Genomic DNA, 18,795 nt, shown 5'->3' with positions numbered 1-18,795 from the left:
GGCAGGCCGCGCAGAATACTGCGCTTGACCTCACCTTGTTGCCACTATATATAGCGTTGCCGCGTCAGGCGCCAACTGCCTTTCACTTCTCGAATTCAGGAATTTTCCGATCCATGGGCAAATCGCTGGTCATTGTGGAATCCCCGGCTAAGGCCAAGACCATCAACAAGTACTTGGGCAACGAGTACGTGGTGAAGTCGAGTATCGGCCATATCCGAGACCTGCCCACCAGCGGTTCGGCTAGCGCCAGCAAGGAGCCTGCCGCCAAGCGCGGCAAGGCCGCCGCGGGCGAAGGTCCGGTACTCACGCCTAAAGAGAAAGCGCGCAAGCAGCTGGTCTCACGCATGGGTGTGGACCCGGATCATGGCTGGAAGGCCAAGTACGAAATCCTTCCGGGCAAGGAAAAGGTCATCGAAGAGCTGCGCCGGCTCGCCAAAGATGCCGACACCATCTATCTCGCAACGGACTTGGACCGCGAAGGGGAAGCCATTGCCTGGCACCTGCGGGAAGCCATTGGCGGCGACGACAGCCGCTACAAGCGTGTGGTGTTCAACGAAATCACCAAGAAAGCCATCCAGGAAGCCTTCTCCAAGCCGGGCGAACTGGACATCGACCGTGTCAACGCCCAGCAAGCGCGTCGTTTCCTCGACCGCGTCGTGGGTTACATGGTCTCGCCACTGTTGTGGGCCAAGATCGCCCGTGGCCTGTCCGCCGGCCGTGTGCAATCGGTCGCGGTAAAGCTGGTGGTGGAGCGTGAGCGCGAGATCCGTGCGTTCAACCCCGAAGAGTATTGGGAAGTCCACGCCGACCTCGGCACCGCCAAGGGCGCCAATGTGCGCTTTGAAGTGGCCCGCGAGAAAGGTGAGGCCTTCAAGCCGCTGAACGAAGCCCAGGCCATGGCTGCGCTGGAAAAGCTCAAGGCGTCCAGCTACAGCATCGTCAAGCGTGAAGACAAACCCACCAGCAGCAAGCCATCGGCACCGTTCATCACCTCCACCCTGCAACAGGCCGCGAGTAACCGCCTGGGCTTCGGGGTAAAGAAAACCATGATGATGGCCCAGCGTCTGTACGAAGCCGGCTACATCACCTATATGCGTACCGACTCCACCAACCTTTCGGTGGACGCGGTCGCGATGGCGCGTACTTACATTGAAAGCGAGTTCGGCAAGAAATACCTGCCGGAGAAGCCGAACGTCTACAGCAGCAAGGAAGGCGCACAGGAGGCTCACGAAGCGATTCGTCCTTCGGACGCCAACACCGAGCCAAGCAAGCTCAGTGGCATGGAGCGCGACGCCGAGCGCCTCTACGAGCTGATCTGGCGCCAGTTCCTGGCCTGCCAGATGCTGCCGGCGCAATACCTGTCCACCACGGTCAGTGTGGGGGCTGGGGACTTCGAGCTGCGTGCCAAGGGCCGTATCCTCAAGTTCGACGGTTACACCCGCGTGATGCCGCAAATCGCCAAGCCAGGCGATGACGATGTGCTGCCGGACATGGCCCAGGGCGACACGTTGAAGCTGATCAAGCTCGACCCGTCCCAGCACTTCACCAAGCCACCGGCGCGTTACTCGGAAGCCAGCCTGGTAAAAGAGATGGAAAAACGCGGTATCGGTCGTCCTTCGACCTACGCGGCGATCATCTCCACCATCCAGGATCGCGGCTACGTGGCGTTGCACAACCGTCGTTTCTATTCGGAAAAGATGGGCGACATCGTCACCGAGCGCCTGTCCGAGAGCTTCTCCAACCTGATGGACTACGGCTTTACCGCCGGTATGGAAGAGAACCTCGATGACGTCGCCCAGGGCGAGCGCGACTGGAAAAACGTGCTGGACGAGTTCTACGGCGACTTCAAGAAGAAGCTCGAAGTGGCCGAAAGCCCTGAGAGCGGCATGCGTGCCAACCAGCCGGTGATGACCGACATCCCGTGCCTGACCTGCGGCCGCCCGATGCAGATTCGTACGGCGTCCACCGGCGTTTTCCTCGGTTGCTCGGGCTACAGCCTGCCGCCGAAAGAGCGCTGCAAGGCCACCGTCAACCTGGTGCCGGGCGATGAAATCGCGGCTGACGATGAGGGTGAATCCGAGTCGCTGGTACTGCGTGGCAAGCACCGTTGCCCGATCTGCAGCACGGCGATGGACGCTTACCTGCTGGACGAGAAGCACAAGCTGCACATCTGCGGTAACAACCCGGATTGCAACGGCTACGAGATCGAAGAAGGCACCTACCGCATCAAGGGCTATGAAGGTCCGAGCCTGGAATGCGACAAGTGCGGCAGCGAGATGCAGCTCAAGACCGGTCGTTTCGGCAAGTTCTTCGGTTGCACCAACCCGACGTGCAAGAACACCCGCAAACTGCTGAAAAGCGGTGACGCGGCGCCGCCTAAGATGGACCCGGTGAAGATGCCCGAACTCAAGTGCGAGAAGGTCAACGACACCTACATCCTGCGTGACGGCGCTTCCGGCCTGTTCCTGGCGGCCAGCCAGTTCCCGAAAAACCGCGAGACCCGTGCACCGTTGGTGCTGGAGATCGTGCCGCACAAGGATGAGATCGATCCGAAGTACCACTTCCTGTGTGAAGCGCCGAAGAAGGATCCCGACGGTCGTCCGGCCGTGATCCGCTACAGCCGCAAGACCAAGGAGCAATACGTGCAGTCCGAAGTGGACGGCAAGCCTACCGGCTGGAAAGCGTTCTACGACGGTGGTAAGTGGAAGGTCGAGGACAAGCGTCAGGGCGCTTGATCCGTCGGATGCGCTGAAGATCCAATGTGGGAAGGGGCAAGTCGAATCGTCGCCGCCCCTCCCACATTGGATCTTTTTGGTTCTGAACGTCGAGTTTTGACCCGCCTAAGCAGCGGTTTATTGCACTTGCAGTAGGTTCGGCTGATCCGTGACACTGTTCAGCGAGCATCACGCTTATTCGTTGTGGAGATTGCCGTCATGGCCAACGAACTCTATACCCGTACCAACCAGAAAATTTACTTCGCGGGTTTGTCCCTGGAAGCCCTTGGCCGTGCCGAGGAAGGGAAGGAGATGAACGCGATTGCGCTGGTTCAGGCTGGGCGTGAAGCCGCGTTGTTCCACCTGTATGGTGCGTTACTGGGCTTGTGTCATGAGATCGCCGGGTTCTACCGCTTGCCCCAGGCCGGTTCGCCCCGTGCGGAAATGATCATGAATCGTGAAGTGCTGGAAAGCATGGCGATCCCTGAGCTGGCCGAGTTGGTGGAAATGGCCCAGAGCCCTGACAGCTGGGTCGCGCGTCTGCTTAAGGCCCATGCGGATATGTTTCAGCCGCCCCGTGTTCCCCATGTGCCCAAGGGCGATGTGACCCAGCCCCTGATCGTGGCGGTTGCGTTGGAGGAGGAAGAGCCCAAGCCTCTGAGCCGCGAAGAGTTGGAAGGCTGGCGTCAGGAGCTGAAAAAGATGGCGTTGCGCTTTCGTGAAGGTTTAAACGAGTGCTGAACGTTGGTCGGATTCATATGGCGCCGTTCATCAAGCCGTAAAGAAACCTCTTCAGAACCTCAACGAAGCCGGGCGGATGACTGATATAATCCCGGCCTTTCGTGGAGAACAGACTTTTATGCCGACGTCCTTTCTGGAAATTGTTGAGTTGCCCGACGGCCGAATCGAGCTGCGCCGGGCTGAGGACGAAGGTTCTCTGGTTATTCTGGATTTTTCCGAGGACGCCAAAGTGTTCCTGCAGGGCCAGCACGTGGAAGTGGCAAAAGCCATGTTGAGCGTGGGTGTGCAGATGGCAGGTCGCCTTGCAGAAGGCGAGCCGGAGAAAGAAGACGGGCCACGCGTTCTTCACTGAGGTCTGCGACGAGCGTGCAAGTTTTGGCCAGCGTGGCTGTTGTGGTGAGTGGGCTTGTGGTTGTGAGCTGCGCTGTTGTGGTGAGCGGGCTTGCCCCGCGCTGGGCTGCGAAGCGGCCCTAAATAGATTCAATGCGGTACATCAGATATTCCACGGTGCTTGGTTTTGGGGCCGCTTCGCAGCCCAGCGCGGGGCAAGCCCGCTCACCACAACAAGCCCGCTCACCATAAGAAGCCTGCAAACCACAGTAAGCCCGGTCACCATAACAAGCCTGCAAACCACAGTTAGCCTGCACACCACACGCAAAGTCCGTACTTTTATCCCAATCGAATATTCAAGCTCTGAGCATCGCCCGTGCGTGCGGCGCTGATCAGCTGTTGCTTGGCCGCAGCATTCAGAGGGTTCAGCCAGCTCACCACGGTGTGGCTACGGCCCAGGCGCAAGGCTTCGCAGGTCAACTGCTGGGCGCTTTGCGCGCCGCGCGGTTGCAGCAGCAGGATGCGTTCGCGGTTGAGGCCGGCGTCCCGCAGCCAGGCCTGGGTCAGGCTGGCGGGCGGGGCGATCAGCGTCAGCCAGCGGGCGTCCTGCTCTTCGCTCAATTCGCGAAGGATCGGCGCCAACAGGCTCAGGCAGCTCCCAGCTGCACCGCGCAACGACAATTCACTGAACGCCTCAGGCTCGGCGCTCCATGGCGCCTCGATCGTTTCCTTGAGGATGGGCGCAAGGGGTTGGGCCATGAAGGCCTCGAACAGCGACAGTTGTGTGTGTTGTGGGGTGTGCACGAGCTGCATGATGCCTCCTTTAGCGGCGAATGACGCCGACGCTCAAGCCTTCGATCACCAGGTCCTGATCTTTCAGGTTCACTTCAATCGGGGCGAACTCAGGGTTCTCGGCCAACAGCCAGACCTTGCTGCCTTCGCGCTTGAAGCGTTTGACGGTGACTTCGTCGCCGATACGGGCGACGACGATCTGGCCATTACGGGCTTCGCGTGTAGTGTGGACGGCCAGCAGGTCACCGTCGAAGATGCCCACGTCCTTCATGCTCATGCCATGGACCCGCAACAGGTAGTCGGCGCGAGGATGGAAGAAGGTCGGGTTGATGTTGCAGGATTCCTCGACGTGCTGCTGCGCCAGGATCGGCGCACCGGCAGCGACACGGCCGATGATCGGCAGGGTCGATTCGTCGGCTTTGGCTTCGAAGCCAGGGATGCGAATGCCGCGCGAGGCACCGGGGGTCATCTCGATGGCGCCTTTGCGCGCGAGGGCCTTGAGGTGTTCTTCGGCGGCGTTGGGGGACTTGAACCCCAGTTCCAGCGCAATTTCCGCTCGTGTCGGCGGGTAGCCGTTGTCATCGAGGCAGCGCTTGATAAAAGCCAGAATCTCAGCTTGGCGTGGCGTCAGTTTTAGCATGTTGATCGCTCTGTCTTTTTATACAGTGACTGGGATTATATACAGTGAACTGCGCTTGGCAATCATCCTTTTTGGCCACTCCGCTGGACGGTCATCGGGGACACGTCCTACAAGGCAGGGATAGCGCTGCCTACAGACCGCCAAGGATGTGATTAAATAGCGATGAAATACATGACTGCCCGGCCGGAAAGCGAACCCGCAGGCTTGACAAGACACAACCTGAAACGTATGTTTCAAACAAGTGTTTGTCAGGCGGAGTAGCCATGGCCCAGTCGGAAACCGTTGAACGCATTCTCGATGCTGCCGAGCAATTGTTCGCGGAAAAAGGATTCGCTGAAACTTCATTGCGGCTGATTACCAGCAAGGCTGGCGTCAACCTCGCGGCAGTGAATTACCATTTCGGCTCGAAAAAAGCGCTTATCCAAGCCGTGTTCTCGCGCTTCCTGGGGCCGTTCTGCGCCAGTCTTGACCGTGAACTCGAGCGTCGCCAGGCAAAGGCTGAGCACAAGCCCACCTTGGAAGAGCTGTTGGAAATCCTCGTTGAACAAGCCCTGGTGGTTCAGCCCCGCAGCGGCAACGACCTGTCGATCTTCATGCGCCTGTTGGGCTTGGCGTTCAGTCAAAGCCAGGGCCACCTGCGGCGTTACTTGGAAGACATGTACGGCAAGGTTTTCCGCCGCTACATGTTGCTGGTCAACGAGGCCGCCCCGCGTATTCCGCCGATCGAGCTGTTCTGGCGTGTGCACTTCATGTTGGGTGCTGCCGCGTTCAGCATGTCCGGGATCAAGGCGTTGCGGGCCATTGCCGAAACCGATTTCGGTGTGAATACCTCTATCGAGCAGGTCATGCGCCTGATGGTGCCGTTCCTTGCCGCCGGCATGCGCGCCGAAACCGGCGTGAGCGACCCGGACATGGCCGCCGCCCAGCTGCGCCCACGCAGCAAATCCGCGCCGGCCCCCGCCAAGGTTTGACCCGCCCGGGTGTGCGCAGCCGCTTGCATCCGCTAAGCTAGCGGCCCATGCCGAATTCAGCTATTTACTCGCAACCCGTTGTTCTCACTGTGCCTGGTGAGAGCAACGGGTTGTGTGCGTTCTATAAGGAAGGTTTATGACTGCTGCCCTGCAAGGTTCTTTGATGGTCGACGTTGCCGGTACCTGGCTGACGGCCGAGGATCGCCACCTGTTGCGCCAGCCTGAAGTGGGCGGCCTGATCATTTTTGCGCGCAATATCGAGCATCCACGCCAGGTGCGGGAGTTGAGCGCGGCGATTCGTGCCGTGCGCCCGGACCTGTTGCTGGCGGTTGACCAGGAAGGCGGTCGCGTACAGCGCCTGCGCCAAGGCTTTGTGCGCCTGCCGGCCATGCGTGCGCTGGCGGACAACCCCAATGCTGAACACCTGGCCGAGCAATGCGGCTGGATCATGGCGACTGAAGTGCTGGCCGTGGGCCTGGACCTGAGTTTCGCCCCCGTCCTCGATCTGGACTATCAACGCAGCGCCGTGGTCGGCACCCGATCCTTCGAGGGCGACCCCGAGCGCGCTGCCGTGCTCGCCGGTGCCTTTATCCGTGGGATGAACAGCGCGGGCATGGCCGCGACCGGTAAACACTTCCCGGGCCATGGTTGGGCGGAGGCCGATTCCCACGTCGCGATTCCCAATGACGAACGCAGCCTGGAGCAGATTCGCGCCAATGACTTGGTGCCTTTCGCACGCTTGAGCAAGCAACTGGCGGCGGTGATGCCCGCTCACGTCATCTACCCGCAGGTTGATAACCAACCTGCAGGTTTCTCGCGCCGCTGGTTGCAGGACATCCTGCGCGGCGAGTTGCAGTTCGATGGGGTGATTTTCAGTGATGACTTGTCGATGGCGGGGGCCCATGTGGTGGGCGACGCCGCCAGCCGTATCGAAGCGGCGCTGACGGCGGGTTGCGACATGGGCCTGGTGTGCAATGATCGTGCGGCTGCCGAGTTGGCGTTGACCGCCGCCCAGCGCATGAAGGTCAAACCATCGGCCCGAATCGCACGCATGCGCGGACAGGCGATTGCGTCGACGGACTACAAGCAGGATCCGCGTTGGTTGGCGGCAGTTACCGCGCTGCGTGAAGCGCAGTTGATCGGCTGAAAACCGCGGTGCGCCCATCGCAGGCAAGCCAGCTCCCACATTCGACCGCAGTTATCTTGAAGAAACGCGGTCACCTGTGGGAGCTGGCTTGCCTGCGATAGCGATCTGACAGTCAGCGCTTTTCCTGTTTGTGGGGCAACGGCGCGAACAGCGCTTCAATATCCTCGTTGCCCAGCTGCCAGTCTCCGGTAGTACGCCCATCCAGCACGCCCGCTGCCAGATCGGACTTTTCCTTCTGCAGGTGTTGGATTTTCTCCTCCACCGTGCCCCTGGCAATCATCTTGTACACGAACACCGGCTTCTCCTGCCCGATGCGATACGCACGGTCGGTGGCCTGGTTTTCCGTGGCCGGGTTCCACCATGGGTCGTAGTGGATCACCGTGTCGGCTTCCGTCAGGTTCAGGCCTACACCGCCGGCCTTCAGGCTGATCAGAAAAATCTGCAGCTTGCCGCTCTGGAAGTCCTTCACCGGCGTGCGCCGATCGCGGGTCTGGCCGGTCAACAAGGCGTAGGCAACGCCGCGCTTTTTAAGCTCGACTTCGATCAGGCTCAGCATCGAGGTGAACTGGGAAAACAGCAGGATCCGCCGGCCTTCTTCAAACAGCTCCTCGAGCATCGTCATCAAACTGTCGAGCTTGCCCGAGCTGCTGCCACGGGCGGGCAGGGTGGCGTCGTTGACCAGGCGCAGGTCGCAGCACACCTGGCGCAGCTTCAGCAGCGCCTCAAGAATGATGATTTGGCTGCGTGCCACACCCTTGCGGGTGATCTCGTCACGCACCTTCTTGTCCATGGCCAGGCGCATGGTTTCGTACACGTCGCGCTGGGCCTCATTGAGGTCGACCCAGTGGATGATCTCGGTCTTGGGCGGCAACTCCGTGGCCACCTGCTCCTTGGTGCGGCGCAGCAGGAAGGGTTTTATCCGGCCGTTGAGGTGCTGCAATCGTACATCGCTGGCGCGCTTTTCGATGGGCACGCGGTAATCGCGGTTGAAGCTTTTCACGTCGCCCAGCCAGCCCGGCAGGAGGAAATGAAACAACGACCACAGCTCACCCAAGTGGTTTTCCAGTGGCGTGCCGCTGAGGCACAAGCGTTGCCGCGCATTCAACTCGCGCGCCGCCTGGGCCGCTTTGCTGGAAGGGTTCTTGATGTACTGCGCTTCATCCAGGATCAGCACATGCAGGGGCAGCGCCGCGAGCTGTTCGATGTCCTTGGGCAACAGCGCGTAGGTGGTCAACAGCAGGTCGTAGTCCTGTAGGTGGGTAAAGTGTTTCTTGCGCGTTGCGCCATACAGCGCCAGCACTTTGAGCTGAGGGGTGAAGTGCGCCGCCTCATCGAGCCAATTAGGAATCAAGCTGGTGGGCATCACCACCATGCAGGGCCGATCCAGGCGCCCGGCGATTTTTTCAGTGAGAATATGCGCCAAGGTTTGCAGGGTTTTACCCAGGCCCATGTCATCCGCAAGTATTCCGCCAACATCGAGCTGGCGCAGTGACTGCATCCAGCTCAAGCCTTCCAGCTGGTAAGGGCGCAACGTCGCGTTCAACCCTTCCGGCGCTACGCAGGTGAAATCCTTGATATCCCGCAGGCGCTGGGCGAAGTTGCGGATCTTCTCGCCACCTTCCCATTGCAGCGGCAGGTCTTCGAGCGGGTTCAAGCGAATCGCATCGGCCTTGGCCAGGCGCAGCGTGGTGGTGCCGGCTTCCTGCAAGTAGAACTCGCCGAGGGTTGCCAGTACCGGTTTCAGCCGGCCGTAAGGCAGCGCCACTTGCAGCGGGCCATGGCCGCCGTTGGGCAGGCCGGGAATGTTTACCAGGATCAGTTCTTCATCGCGACGGCGTGCGAGTTTTTCCGGGTTGAGGATCTCGGTGTGGGAGCGCATCAGGTTCAGCAGGATCGGCAGCAGGCTCAGCCGCTCGCCGTTGACGATAATGCCCAGCTCCAAGTCGAACCAATCGCGCTCCGGCCCGTCATCGACGGTGGCGTACCAGTCATCGACGGTGCTCAGGTCGAAGCCGAAGTCCTCATCGATCTGCAGCTCCCAGCCCTCGGCCCGTAAGGTGGGTGATGCGTTGAGGGTGAAGTTGAGCCAGGCGCTGTCATTGACCATCTCGAACAGCTCGCCAGCGCTTTCCGGCAAGGCTTTGCTCTGGCGTGTGGCGATCTTGAAGCCGAGCAGCCGCAGTTGTTCGCGGTACGGCTGTTCCAGCTCCGGATGCCGCTTGATCCGCAGGCTCTGGGTGTCCTGGCGCACGATGATGTCGGCGTTTTTCTGCCCGCTGACATAGTTGCCCAAGTAGTTGAATGACAGCGCCGCACGGTGCTGGATGTAGCGCTGCATCTTGCCATTGCGCGGTTCAAAGGCACTGAACTCGACACTGGCCAGCCACAAGCGCGGCACGGGCACTACATCCTCCATGACCACCTGCGGCAACGCCACGCGGTTTTCCAGTACGGCCTGGAGTTTTTCCAGCAGCTCGGCATCCTGTGCAGCGGCCGGATAGGCCAGGGTTTCCTGGACTTTGAGCAGCACCGCCGCGATGTGTTTGCAGTTGGTGTGCACCGGGCAGGTACAGCGGCTGTCCACCAGGATCAGCGTGCCCTTGGCCGACTCGCGCAGTGAGATGGTCTGCCGATAAACGTTGCCGCCCGAGCCTTCGCAACTGGCGACGATGGTGCTGTCGCCGCATTCGACGATGCGCACCCGGTTCTCCAGGGCATAACGGCGCCCGCGCTCCAGGCTTTGCTCTTTGAAGCGATTGGCCCATGAAGGGGCCAGGGGTTTGGTCAGCGACGACGTCAGGGGCATGGCGCTGGATCAGTCCTGGATATCGGGCGGTGGTGCGCTGGGTGGCTTGGCGGTCAACGAGGTGATCTTGATCAACAGCGCCAAGTGGCCGCCGTCCAGGTAGTTGAGCTGGTTGTTCTTGGTGCGCACGTCCTTCTGGGCGAGGTGTTCGCTGGCGGTCACGCTGCCATTACTGTCGAAGGTGTTGATCCAAAAGTCCGCGTCGATGTCCGTGAAGCGACCCAGTTGCAGGCTCAAAACACCCTCGATGGGAAACTGGCCAAACTGCTCCTGGCCGTCGGTGATCGCGATGTTGACCGGCTGCTCACCCAGGTTCTGTTCCCAGGCCTTGTGCGCCAACACGGTGTAGCTGTTATCGGCGCGCAGCTTTTCGACGATGTTGCTCAGGCGCGGTGGGCTCAGCTTGTCGCCCAGGCGCACGGCCCCGGCATCCCAGTTTTCCGGCGCGGCGCGGCTGTTGATCACCGGCTCGGCGTTCTGGCGCACCAGGATCATTTCCACCTGGTACGGGCTGTCGGCGAATGCCGCAGGTGCCACGACCACCAACAACAGGCTCAAAATGCGGAACAGGCGCATTGGGGCGTCCTTCAAGCAGATTTCGGGATGAGGCGTTCGAACAACGCCTCCAATGTATTAAAGCGTTCTTCGGCACGTTCCATCGGTACCATGAACTTGAACAGCGTAGCCCCTTCGAACTTGTAGCGGTTGGGCTGGCCCTGGATCAGCCTGATCAGCACCAACGGGTCCACCGGCGTCTGCGCTTCGAACTCGATGCGCCCACCCTGCGGCCCGGCATCGACCTTCTTGATCCCCAATTGCTCAGCCTGCAATTTGAGCAGGGTCAGGCGCACCAGGTTCTTGGTCGGTTCCGGCAGCAGGCCGAAGCGGTCGATCATCTCCACTTGCAGGTCCTTGAGGCCTTCTTCGTCGGTGGCCGAGGCGATGCGTTTGTACAGGATCAGCCGCGCATGCACGTCCGGCAGGTAGTCTTCGGGGATCAGCGCCGGCAAGCGCAGGTTGATTTCCGGACCGCCGCCCAGCGGTTGATCAAGATTCGGTTGCTCGCCCTTGCGGATCGCTTTCACCGCGCGTTCAAGCATTTCCATATACAGGGTGAAACCGACCGCCTGGATCTGCCCGCTCTGGCCGTCGCCCAGCAGTTCGCCGGCACCACGGATTTCCAGGTCGTTGGTGGCCAGCACAAAACCGGCGCCCAGGTCCTGGGTGTTGGCGATGGCTTCCAGGCGCTTTTCCGCGTCGGAAGTGATCTGCTGGCGCGGTGGCGTGAGCAAATACGCATACGCCTGGTGGTGACTGCGCCCGACCCGGCCGCGCAACTGGTGCAGCTGCGCCAGGCCAAACTTGTCGGCGCGCTCGATGATGATGGTGTTGGCGCTCGGCACGTCGATGCCGGTCTCGATGATGGTCGAGGCGATCAGCACGTTGAAGCGCTTGTGGTAGAAGTCGCTCATCACCTGTTCGAGATCGCGCTCGCGCATCTGTCCGTGGCCGATGGCAATGCGCGCTTCCGGTACCAGTTCGGCGAGGTCGGCGGCGCACTTCTCGATGGTCTTCACGTCGTTGTGCAGGTAGTACACCTGCCCGCCGCGCAGCAGTTCTCGCAGCAGCGCTTCTTTCACCGTGCTTTTGTTTTGCTCCATCACGAAGGTGCGCACCGACAAGCGACGCGCCGGTGGCGTGGCGATGATCGACAGGTCGCGCATGCCCGACACCGCCATGTTCAGTGTGCGCGGAATCGGTGTGGCAGTGAGGGTCAGAATGTCGACCTCGCTGCGCAGGGCCTTGAGTTGTTCCTTCTGGCGCACGCCAAAACGGTGTTCTTCGTCGATGATCACCAGGCCCAGGTTCTTGATCTTCACATCGTCCGACAGCAGCTTGTGCGTGCCGATCACGATGTCGATCTTGCCTTCGGCCAAATCGGCGATGGCTGCATTCACTTCCTTGGCCGACTTGAAGCGGCTCATCACTTCCACGGTCACCGGCCAGTCGGCAAAGCGGTCGCGGAAGCTGTTGTAGTGCTGCTGGGCGAGCAGGGTGGTGGGCACCAGGATCGCCACTTGCTTGCCGCCATGCACTGCAATGAAAGCCGCACGCATCGCCACTTCGGTCTTGCCGAAGCCGACGTCGCCGCATACCAGGCGGTCCATCGGCTTGGGCGCGAGCATGTCGGCGCGCACCGCTTCGATGGTGGTTTGCTGGTCGGGAGTTTCTTCGAAGGCGAAACCGGCGCTGAAGGTCGCGTAGTCGGCTTTCGGGTCGGCGAACGCATAACCTTCGCGCGCGGCGCGGCGTGCATAGATGTCGAGCAATTCGGCGGCAACGTCGCGCACCTGTTCGGCGGCTTTGCGCTTGGCTTTCTGCCAAGTCTCGGAGCCCAGGCGGTGCAACGGTGCCAGGGCATCGTCGCTGCCGGTGTAACGGGCGATCAGGTGCAGGCTGGCCACCGGCACGTAGAGCTTGGCGCCCTCGGCGTATTCCATGGTGAGGAATTCGGCGGCCTGGTTATCGATCTCCAGGGTCTGCAGGCCCAGGTAGCGTCCGACGCCGTGGTCGATATGCACCACCGGCGCGCCTTCGCGCAGTTCGGTGAGGTTCTTGATCACCGCGTCGTTGTTGGCGTCGGCGCGTTTTTCGCGGCGACGGCGTTGCATCACGCGCTGCCCGAACAGCGGGCTCTCGGCGATCAGCGCCAGCGCCGGGTCGTCCAGCAGCAGGCCTTCATCCAGTGGCGCGATGGTGATCGCCAAGCGTTCTTTGCTCTTGACGAAGTCCGGCCAGCTGTCGACGGTTTTCGGTCGCAGCTTCAGGCGTTCGAGCAGCTCCAGCAGCACTTCGCGGCGCCCGGCGGACTCGGCGGTAAACAGCACGCGGCCAGGGAAGTCGCCGAGGAAGTTGGACAGCGCTTCCAGCGGTTGCGTGGCTTTGGCCTGGATTGCCAGGTCCGGCAGTGTGCCCGCTGGGAAGCGCTCGCGGCCGCTGCCGGCGTCCACATCCTGTTGGCTGGCGACCACGCGGGGCCAGTTTTTAAGACGGGCAAAGCAGTCCTCCACCGGCAGGAACAACTCGGCGGGCGGTAATAATGGACGGGATGGATCGACGCGGCGTTCTTCGTAACGGTTACGCACGTCGTTCCAGAAGTTTTCCGCTGCTTGCTCGATACCCGGCAGCGAGAACACTTGGGTGTCCTGTGGCAGGTAGTCGAACAGGGTGGAGGTTTCGTCGAAGAACAGCGGCAGGTAGTACTCGATACCGGCCGGTGTAATCCCACTGCTCAAGTCCTGGAAGATCGGACAGCGACGGAAGTCGACGTCGAAGCGCTCACGGAAGCGCGCCTTGAAGCGCGTGACCGCATCTTTCTGTAATGGAAATTCCCGCGCAGGCAGCAGCTTGATCGAGTCGACTTTGTCGATGGATCGCTGGTTTTCTGGATCGAAGGTGCGCAGGGTCTCGATTTCGTCATCGAACAGGTCGATGCGGTACGGCAGTTTGCTGCCCATCGGGAACAGGTCGATCAGGGCCCCGCGCACTGCGAACTCACCGTGTTCGTACACAGTGTCGACGCAGCGGTAGCCGCTGGCTTCCAGGCGCGTGCGCATCTGCTCGACGTCGAGCTTCTGGCCGATATCCAGGACCAGGCTGCTGCCCAGCAGGAACTTGGTCGGCGCCAGGCGATGCAACGCGGTGGTGATCGGCACCACCAGCACGCCGTGGGCCAGTTCCGGCAGGCGGTACAGGCTGGCAATGCGCTGGGAAATGATGTCCTGGTGCGGCGAGAACAGGTCGTAGGGCAGGGTTTCCCAGTCGGGGAAATGCAGCACCGGCAAATCGGGGGCGAAGAAGCTCAGCTCCTGCTCCAACCGTTCGGCGCTTTGGCTGTCGGCGGTGAGCAGCAGGGTAAAGCGCTTGGCTGCGCTGGCAGCCTCGGCGATGGCCAGGCTCAGGGCGGCACCGGGCAGGTTGCCCCAGTGCTGTTTACCTGCCGCGGCAGGGAGAAGCGGTAGACGCAGAACGGGCACGGAAGGTTGAGCTCCAAGCGTTGCGACAAAGTCGGTAATTGTAACGGCCCAAGGTGCCGCCTGTCAGTTTCTGACTGAGCCTATTACGGTTTGTAGGAAATGTAGTGGCTAAGACAAACAATGGCGTGTTTTGACTCAATATGTAGTGCCGAAATGCGCGATTGTTTAGGAGGGTTACGGACAAGTTGGTCTGCGTCCCCAATGAGTGGCCTTCTGGAACCCGCGTATTTACTGGGCTGCAGCGCGGCGGTATTTTTTGGCAAGGGGTTTTTGTTGTAGGACGCGCATTGCTCCGAGGACGGTCGGGCGGCATAATGTAGCCCCTTTTTTCAGCCCCTACATGTGGAAGGTTCCCGTGACTCAGAAGCCCGACCAGTGTCTTGGTGAATGGATCGACCGTGAAGCACTCGCAGAAGCGATGATCCCGCTTATCGGTCAGCTGTACCGCAATAACAATGTGGTGAGCTCGATCTATGGCCGCAGCCTGATCAACCAGTCCGTCATCGCGATTCTCAAAGCGCACCGCTTTGCGCGTCACCGTTCCGCCGACGACAGCGAACTCTCCGTCCACGAAACATTCCCACTGCTCAAAGCCATGAGCGAGCTCAAGCTCGGCGCGGCCTCCGTAGACCTGGGCAAGCTGGCCTACAAATTCCGCAAAGAAGGCGCCGGCCGTACCGCCGAGCAGTTCGTGCGTGAAGAGATGGCCGATGTGGTTGGCCAGCAAAACGCCGCGGCCCGTAAAGGCACCGACGTTGTGCTGTACGGCTTCGGTCGTATCGGTCGCCTGCTGGCGCGCATCCTGATCGAAAAAACCGGTGGCGGCGACGGCCTGCGCCTGCGTGCCATCGTGGTGCGCAAGGGCGCCGAGAACGACCTGACCAAGCGTGCCAGCCTGCTGCGCCGCGATTCGGTACACGGTCCGTTCAACGGCACCATCGTCATCGACGAAGAAAACAACACCATTACCGCCAACGGTAACCTGATCCAGGTGATCTACGCGAAGAACCCGTCCGAGGTGGATTACACCCAGTACGGCATCAAGGACGCCTTGCTGGTGGATAACACCGGCGTATGGCGTGACGCCGAAGGCCTGGGCCAGCACTTGGCCTGCCCGGGTGTCGATCGCGTTGTCCTCACCGCGCCTGGTAAAGGCAAGCTGAAGAACATCGTTCACGGCATCAACCACGCTGAAATCACTGCTGACGACAAGATCGTGTCCGCCGCTTCCTGCACCACCAACGCCATCGTGCCGGTGCTGAAGGCAGTGAATGACAAGTTCGGCATCGTCAACGGCCACGTCGAAACCGTTCACTCGTACACCAACGACCAGAACCTGATCGACAACTTCCACAAGGGCGATCGTCGTGGCCGTAGCGCCGCGTTGAACATGGTGATCACCGAGACCGGTGCTGCCACCGCTGCTGCCAAGGCCCTGCCTGAGCTGGCCGGCAAGCTGACCGGTAACGCGATCCGTGTACCGACGCCGAACGTGTCGATGGCCATCCTCAACCTGAACCTTGAGAAAGCCGCCACCCGCGAAGAGATGAACGAGTACCTGCGCTACATGGCGCTGCACTCCGATCTGCACAAGCAAATCGACTTCGTCAATTCCCAGGAAGTGGTTTCCACCGACTTCGTTGGCTCGCGCCACGCCGGTGTGGTGGACGCGGAAGCGACCATCAGCCAAGACAACCGCGTTGTCCTGTACGTGTGGTACGACAACGAGTTCGGCTACAGCTGCCAGGTGGTTCGCGTGATGGAAGACATGGCTGGGGTCAACCCGCCTGCGTTCCCGCGCTAAGCATCAGCAATAAATGAAAAAGCCCCGACTGGTTCGGGGCTTTTTTATGGCTGGGGATTTTGTGCAGGCTGGCAGGGCCTCATCGGGGGCAAGCCCCCTCCCACAGTTGATCGCATTTCAATGTGGGAGGGGGCTTGCCCCCGATGGGCATAATTATCTGCACAACACTGTAGCAACCACGGTAACCACGATGCGAAGCGAGCCGCTCTTGATCGTGATCTTGATCTAGCTTTTGATCTCAGGCGCCCCGTCAAACACGCTGGCCGGAATTCGACAGGTATTTGGGGGGTAAACCGGCAGGGATGCCGGTTTAGCCGCCCCGCGCCATGGATGGCGCGTGGCGGCGGCCCCCCAAATACCTGTCGGATTACGGGCACACCGAGCGTGAGCGAGGTGCCGAGTGTTGGGGCAAGAGCGTTTTGCTTACTTTTGCGCTCTTCAAAAGTGAGCCGCTGTAAAAGCGGAACCCATAGTGGCCGTTACCTAAATAACGGATATGTACCCAGTCTGATCCAACATCATGGTCGTCTGCCAGGCCGCCGCTCCCTCGCCACAGGTCCCGCGCCATAGCCAGAATTGTGTAGATACCGATGCCCCGATGGGGCCCTCAGTCCACAAGCTTGCTGCGCAGGCTGTCGGACAACCCCTTGGGCGCCAACCAGATACCCAGGTAGGCCCTTGCCAGCGCGTCATTGCGGCTGCTGAACACCACCTGCCCATTGATCTCCAGATTCAATCCACGCCCCGGACGAAAATCCAGGGCATATCGATCTCCGGCTTGGATATCACGAAAGCGGGTGTGTAGTTTTTCGATCTCTGGCTTCAGGCTTGCGCTGGTTTGCTGGCGCTCCAGGGTGGCCGTGGCCGCCTTGATCACATCGCTGCGGTCGATATCGCGAAAGTAATACAACACAAGGCGCAGCGTCTTTTGCTGGTCCCACGCCTGTTTCGCACTCAGGTCCGCCGGGGCATACAGCGCGGCCGCGTACACATCCGCCCAGAGGTAAGTGAGCACCGCCTGGTTTTTCAGCACCAATGCCTGGGACTGTGCCGGGAAGTCGGCTTGCTTGAGCCGATCCGCCTCATTGGCGTGTGCGGTGATCGACAACATCAGCATTAAACAGAAAACTAGATGCCGCATAATGGCCCGTCCCGAAAAGATCCGTGGCTACAGGTTAATTCATTTTCCGGCAGCGGCAGGGTTCAGGGATAATCTGCGCTGTGTAGTAAAGGCAAGACTGGCCTACGACGCGACCAAGGGTTAATGTGCGCGGCGTTGCGCCTTATATAGACTGTGCCCCGGTTCACACACTTGAGCCAAATTGTCCTTCATGACCGCTGGCCGCGGCATGATTTAGCCCGGCGTCCAACCGTACGCCTGGCCTGTTCTGAGGAGTACGCATGGCTGTCTACAACTACGACGTGGTGGTACTGGGTTCCGGCCCGGCTGGAGAAGGTGCGGCGATGAACGCCGCGAAAGCAGGGCGCAAGGTGGCGATGGTCGATAGCCGTCGCCAGGTCGGCGGTAACTGCACCCACCTGGGCACCATCCCGTCCAAGGCCTTGCGTCACTCGGTGCGCCAGATCATGCAGTTCAATACCAACCCGATGTTCCGGGCCATTGGTGAGCCGCGCTGGTTCTCGTTCCCGGACGTGCTCAAAAGCGCCGAGAAAGTCATCTCCAAGCAGGTTGCTTCGCGTACCGGCTACTACGCCCGTAACCGCGTCGACCTGTTCTTCGGCACCGGCAGCTTCGCCGACGAGCAAACCGTCGAGGTGGTCTGCGCCAACGGCGTGGTCGAGAAGCTGGTGGCCAAGCACATCATCATCGCCACCGGGTCGCGCCCGTATCGCCCGGCGGACATCGATTTCCACCACCCGCGTATCTACGATAGCGACACCATCCTGAGCCTGGGCCACACCCCGCGCAAACTGATCATCTACGGCGCCGGTGTGATCGGCTGTGAATACGCCTCGATCTTCAGCGGCCTGGGTGTGCTGGTGGAGCTGGTGGATAACCGCGACCAGTTGCTGAGCTTCCTCGACTCGGAAATTTCCCAGGCGTTGAGCTACCACTTCAGCAACAACAACATCACCGTGCGCCACAACGAAGAGTACGAGCGGGTCGAAGGCCTGGACAACGGGGTGATCCTGCACCTCAAGTCCGGCAAGAAGATCAAGGCCGACGCCTTGTTGTGGTGCAACGGCCGTACCGGCAACACCGACAAGCTGGGCATGGAAAACATCGGCGTCAAGGTCAACAGCCGTGGCCAGATCGAGGTGGACGAGAACTACCGCACCTGCGTGACCAACATCTACGGTGCCGGTGACGTGATCGGTTGGCCGAGCCTGGCCAGTGCCGCGCACGACCAGGGCCGTTCTGCCGCTGGCAGCATCGTCGACAATGGCAGCTGGCGCTACGTGAACGACGTGCCGACCGGGATCTACACCATTCCGGAGATCAGCTCGATCGGCAAGAACGAGCACGAACTGACCAAGGCCAAGGTGCCTTACGAAGTGGGCAAGGCGTTCTTCAAGAGCATGGCGCGTGCGCAGATCGCCGGCGAGCCGCAAGGCATGCTGAAGATCCTGTTCCACCGTGAAACCCTGGAAGTCCTCGGCGTGCATTGCTTCGGCTACCAAGCCTCGGAAATCGTGCACATCGGCCAGGCGATCATGAGCCAGCCGGGTGAGCAAAATACCCTCAAGTATTTTGTGAACACCACGTTCAACTACCCGACCATGGCGGAAGCCTATCGCGTCGCGGCCTACGACGGCCTCAACCGGCTTTTTTGAGCGGCTCCGGCCGGTGG

General features: G+C 60.7%; 13 protein-coding genes. 7 read left to right on the top strand and 6 right to left on the bottom strand.

From position 1 onward, the window contains the following. Nucleotides 1–113 precede the first annotated feature (113 nt). The 3 genes from topA (at nt 114) to K7431_RS06630 (ending at nt 3,807) form a co-directional block, all read left to right on the top strand. Nucleotides 114–2,735 carry a type I DNA topoisomerase gene (topA, locus tag K7431_RS06640; RefSeq protein WP_012722846.1) on the top strand — a complete coding sequence of 874 codons (2,622 nt, stop codon included), beginning with the start codon at nt 114–116 and terminating at the stop codon, nt 2,733–2,735. A gap of 198 nt (nt 2,736–2,933) precedes the next feature. Further along, nucleotides 2,934–3,455: a DUF6586 family protein gene (locus K7431_RS06635; protein ID WP_012722847.1), complete on the top strand. Its 522-nt coding sequence runs from the start codon at nt 2,934–2,936 to the stop codon at nt 3,453–3,455. A 118-nt stretch (nt 3,456–3,573) separates the two neighbouring features. Further along, nucleotides 3,574–3,807 (top strand): hypothetical protein, encoded by a 234-nt coding sequence (locus tag K7431_RS06630; protein WP_010212068.1) that lies wholly within the window; start codon nt 3,574–3,576, stop codon nt 3,805–3,807. A gap of 317 nt (nt 3,808–4,124) precedes the next feature. Here K7431_RS06630 and sulA read toward each other — a convergent pair whose 3' ends face one another. Both sulA and lexA read right to left on the bottom strand, forming a co-directional pair. Continuing rightward, nucleotides 4,125–4,598: an SOS-induced cell division inhibitor SulA gene (gene sulA / locus K7431_RS06625; RefSeq protein WP_012722849.1), complete on the bottom strand. Its 474-nt coding sequence runs from the start codon at nt 4,596–4,598 to the stop codon at nt 4,125–4,127. Between the two features lie 10 nt (nt 4,599–4,608). Further along, nucleotides 4,609–5,217, bottom strand: a complete 609-nt coding sequence (gene lexA, locus K7431_RS06620; RefSeq protein WP_003172575.1) for a transcriptional repressor LexA — start codon at nt 5,215–5,217, stop codon at nt 4,609–4,611. Nucleotides 5,218–5,480: 263 nt separating this feature from the next. Between lexA and K7431_RS06615 the strand changes: the two genes are divergently transcribed. Together K7431_RS06615 and nagZ are read left to right on the top strand one after the other, a co-directional pair. Further along, complete coding sequence (locus K7431_RS06615; protein ID WP_012722850.1) at nt 5,481–6,188, top strand: TetR/AcrR family transcriptional regulator; 708 nt, start codon at nt 5,481–5,483, stop codon at nt 6,186–6,188. A 136-nt stretch (nt 6,189–6,324) separates the two neighbouring features. Next, a complete protein-coding gene (gene nagZ, locus K7431_RS06610; protein ID WP_012722851.1) occupies nt 6,325–7,335 on the top strand; it encodes a beta-N-acetylhexosaminidase in 1,011 nt (336 codons plus the stop codon). Nucleotides 7,336–7,447: 112 nt separating this feature from the next. Here nagZ and K7431_RS06605 read toward each other — a convergent pair whose 3' ends face one another. The 3 genes from K7431_RS06605 to mfd are packed head-to-tail and all read right to left on the bottom strand — an operon-like array spanning nt 7,448 to nt 14,178. Then, entirely contained in the window at nt 7,448–10,141 is a 2,694-nt protein-coding gene (locus K7431_RS06605; RefSeq protein WP_012722852.1) for a DEAD/DEAH box helicase, read from the bottom strand. A gap of 9 nt (nt 10,142–10,150) precedes the next feature. Next, nucleotides 10,151–10,717 (bottom strand): CsiV family protein, encoded by a 567-nt coding sequence (locus K7431_RS06600; RefSeq protein WP_012722853.1) that lies wholly within the window; start codon nt 10,715–10,717, stop codon nt 10,151–10,153. A gap of 11 nt (nt 10,718–10,728) precedes the next feature. Next, nucleotides 10,729–14,178 carry a transcription-repair coupling factor gene (mfd, locus tag K7431_RS06595; RefSeq protein ID WP_012722854.1) on the bottom strand — a complete coding sequence of 1,150 codons (3,450 nt, stop codon included), beginning with the start codon at nt 14,176–14,178 and terminating at the stop codon, nt 10,729–10,731. Nucleotides 14,179–14,518: 340 nt separating this feature from the next. On the opposite strand from mfd, the gene K7431_RS06590 reads away from it, so the two are divergent. After that, nucleotides 14,519–15,982: a glyceraldehyde-3-phosphate dehydrogenase gene (locus K7431_RS06590; protein ID WP_012722855.1), complete on the top strand. Its 1,464-nt coding sequence runs from the start codon at nt 14,519–14,521 to the stop codon at nt 15,980–15,982. Between the two features lie 607 nt (nt 15,983–16,589). On the opposite strand, the gene K7431_RS06585 is transcribed toward K7431_RS06590, so the two are convergent. Then, complete coding sequence (locus tag K7431_RS06585) at nt 16,590–17,123, bottom strand: chalcone isomerase family protein (RefSeq protein WP_012722856.1); 534 nt, start codon at nt 17,121–17,123, stop codon at nt 16,590–16,592. A 260-nt stretch (nt 17,124–17,383) separates the two neighbouring features. Between K7431_RS06585 and sthA the strand changes: the two genes are divergently transcribed. After that, nucleotides 17,384–18,778 (top strand): Si-specific NAD(P)(+) transhydrogenase, encoded by a 1,395-nt coding sequence (gene sthA, locus K7431_RS06580; protein WP_012722857.1) that lies wholly within the window; start codon nt 17,384–17,386, stop codon nt 18,776–18,778. Nucleotides 18,779–18,795: the final 17 nt, after the last annotated feature.

The sequence above is a fragment of the Pseudomonas fluorescens group sp. genome, assembly GCF_020093335.1.
GTDB classification, from domain to species: domain Bacteria; phylum Pseudomonadota; class Gammaproteobacteria; order Pseudomonadales; family Pseudomonadaceae; genus Aquipseudomonas; species Aquipseudomonas petroselini.
This window is presented reverse-complemented; position numbering and strand designations above follow the sequence as displayed.

Bases quoted from the DNA above. Each gene is read 5' to 3' on its own strand.
- topA (WP_012722846.1), top strand. From the start codon at position 114: ATGGGCAAATCGCTGGTCATTGTGGAATCCCCGGCTAAGGCCAAGACC.
- K7431_RS06635 (WP_012722847.1), top strand. From the start codon at position 2,934: ATGGCCAACGAACTCTATACCCGTACCAACCAGAAAATTTACTTCGCG.
- K7431_RS06630 (WP_010212068.1), top strand. From the start codon at position 3,574: ATGCCGACGTCCTTTCTGGAAATTGTTGAGTTGCCCGACGGCCGAATC.
- sulA (WP_012722849.1), bottom strand. From the start codon at position 4,598: ATGCAGCTCGTGCACACCCCACAACACACACAACTGTCGCTGTTCGAG.
- lexA (WP_003172575.1), bottom strand. From the start codon at position 5,217: ATGCTAAAACTGACGCCACGCCAAGCTGAGATTCTGGCTTTTATCAAG.
- K7431_RS06615 (WP_012722850.1), top strand. From the start codon at position 5,481: ATGGCCCAGTCGGAAACCGTTGAACGCATTCTCGATGCTGCCGAGCAA.
- nagZ (WP_012722851.1), top strand. From the start codon at position 6,325: ATGACTGCTGCCCTGCAAGGTTCTTTGATGGTCGACGTTGCCGGTACC.
- K7431_RS06605 (WP_012722852.1), bottom strand. From the start codon at position 10,141: ATGCCCCTGACGTCGTCGCTGACCAAACCCCTGGCCCCTTCATGGGCC.
- K7431_RS06600 (WP_012722853.1), bottom strand. From the start codon at position 10,717: ATGCGCCTGTTCCGCATTTTGAGCCTGTTGTTGGTGGTCGTGGCACCT.
- K7431_RS06590 (WP_012722855.1), top strand. From the start codon at position 14,519: ATGTGGAAGGTTCCCGTGACTCAGAAGCCCGACCAGTGTCTTGGTGAA.
- K7431_RS06585 (WP_012722856.1), bottom strand. From the start codon at position 17,123: ATGCGGCATCTAGTTTTCTGTTTAATGCTGATGTTGTCGATCACCGCA.
- sthA (WP_012722857.1), top strand. From the start codon at position 17,384: ATGGCTGTCTACAACTACGACGTGGTGGTACTGGGTTCCGGCCCGGCT.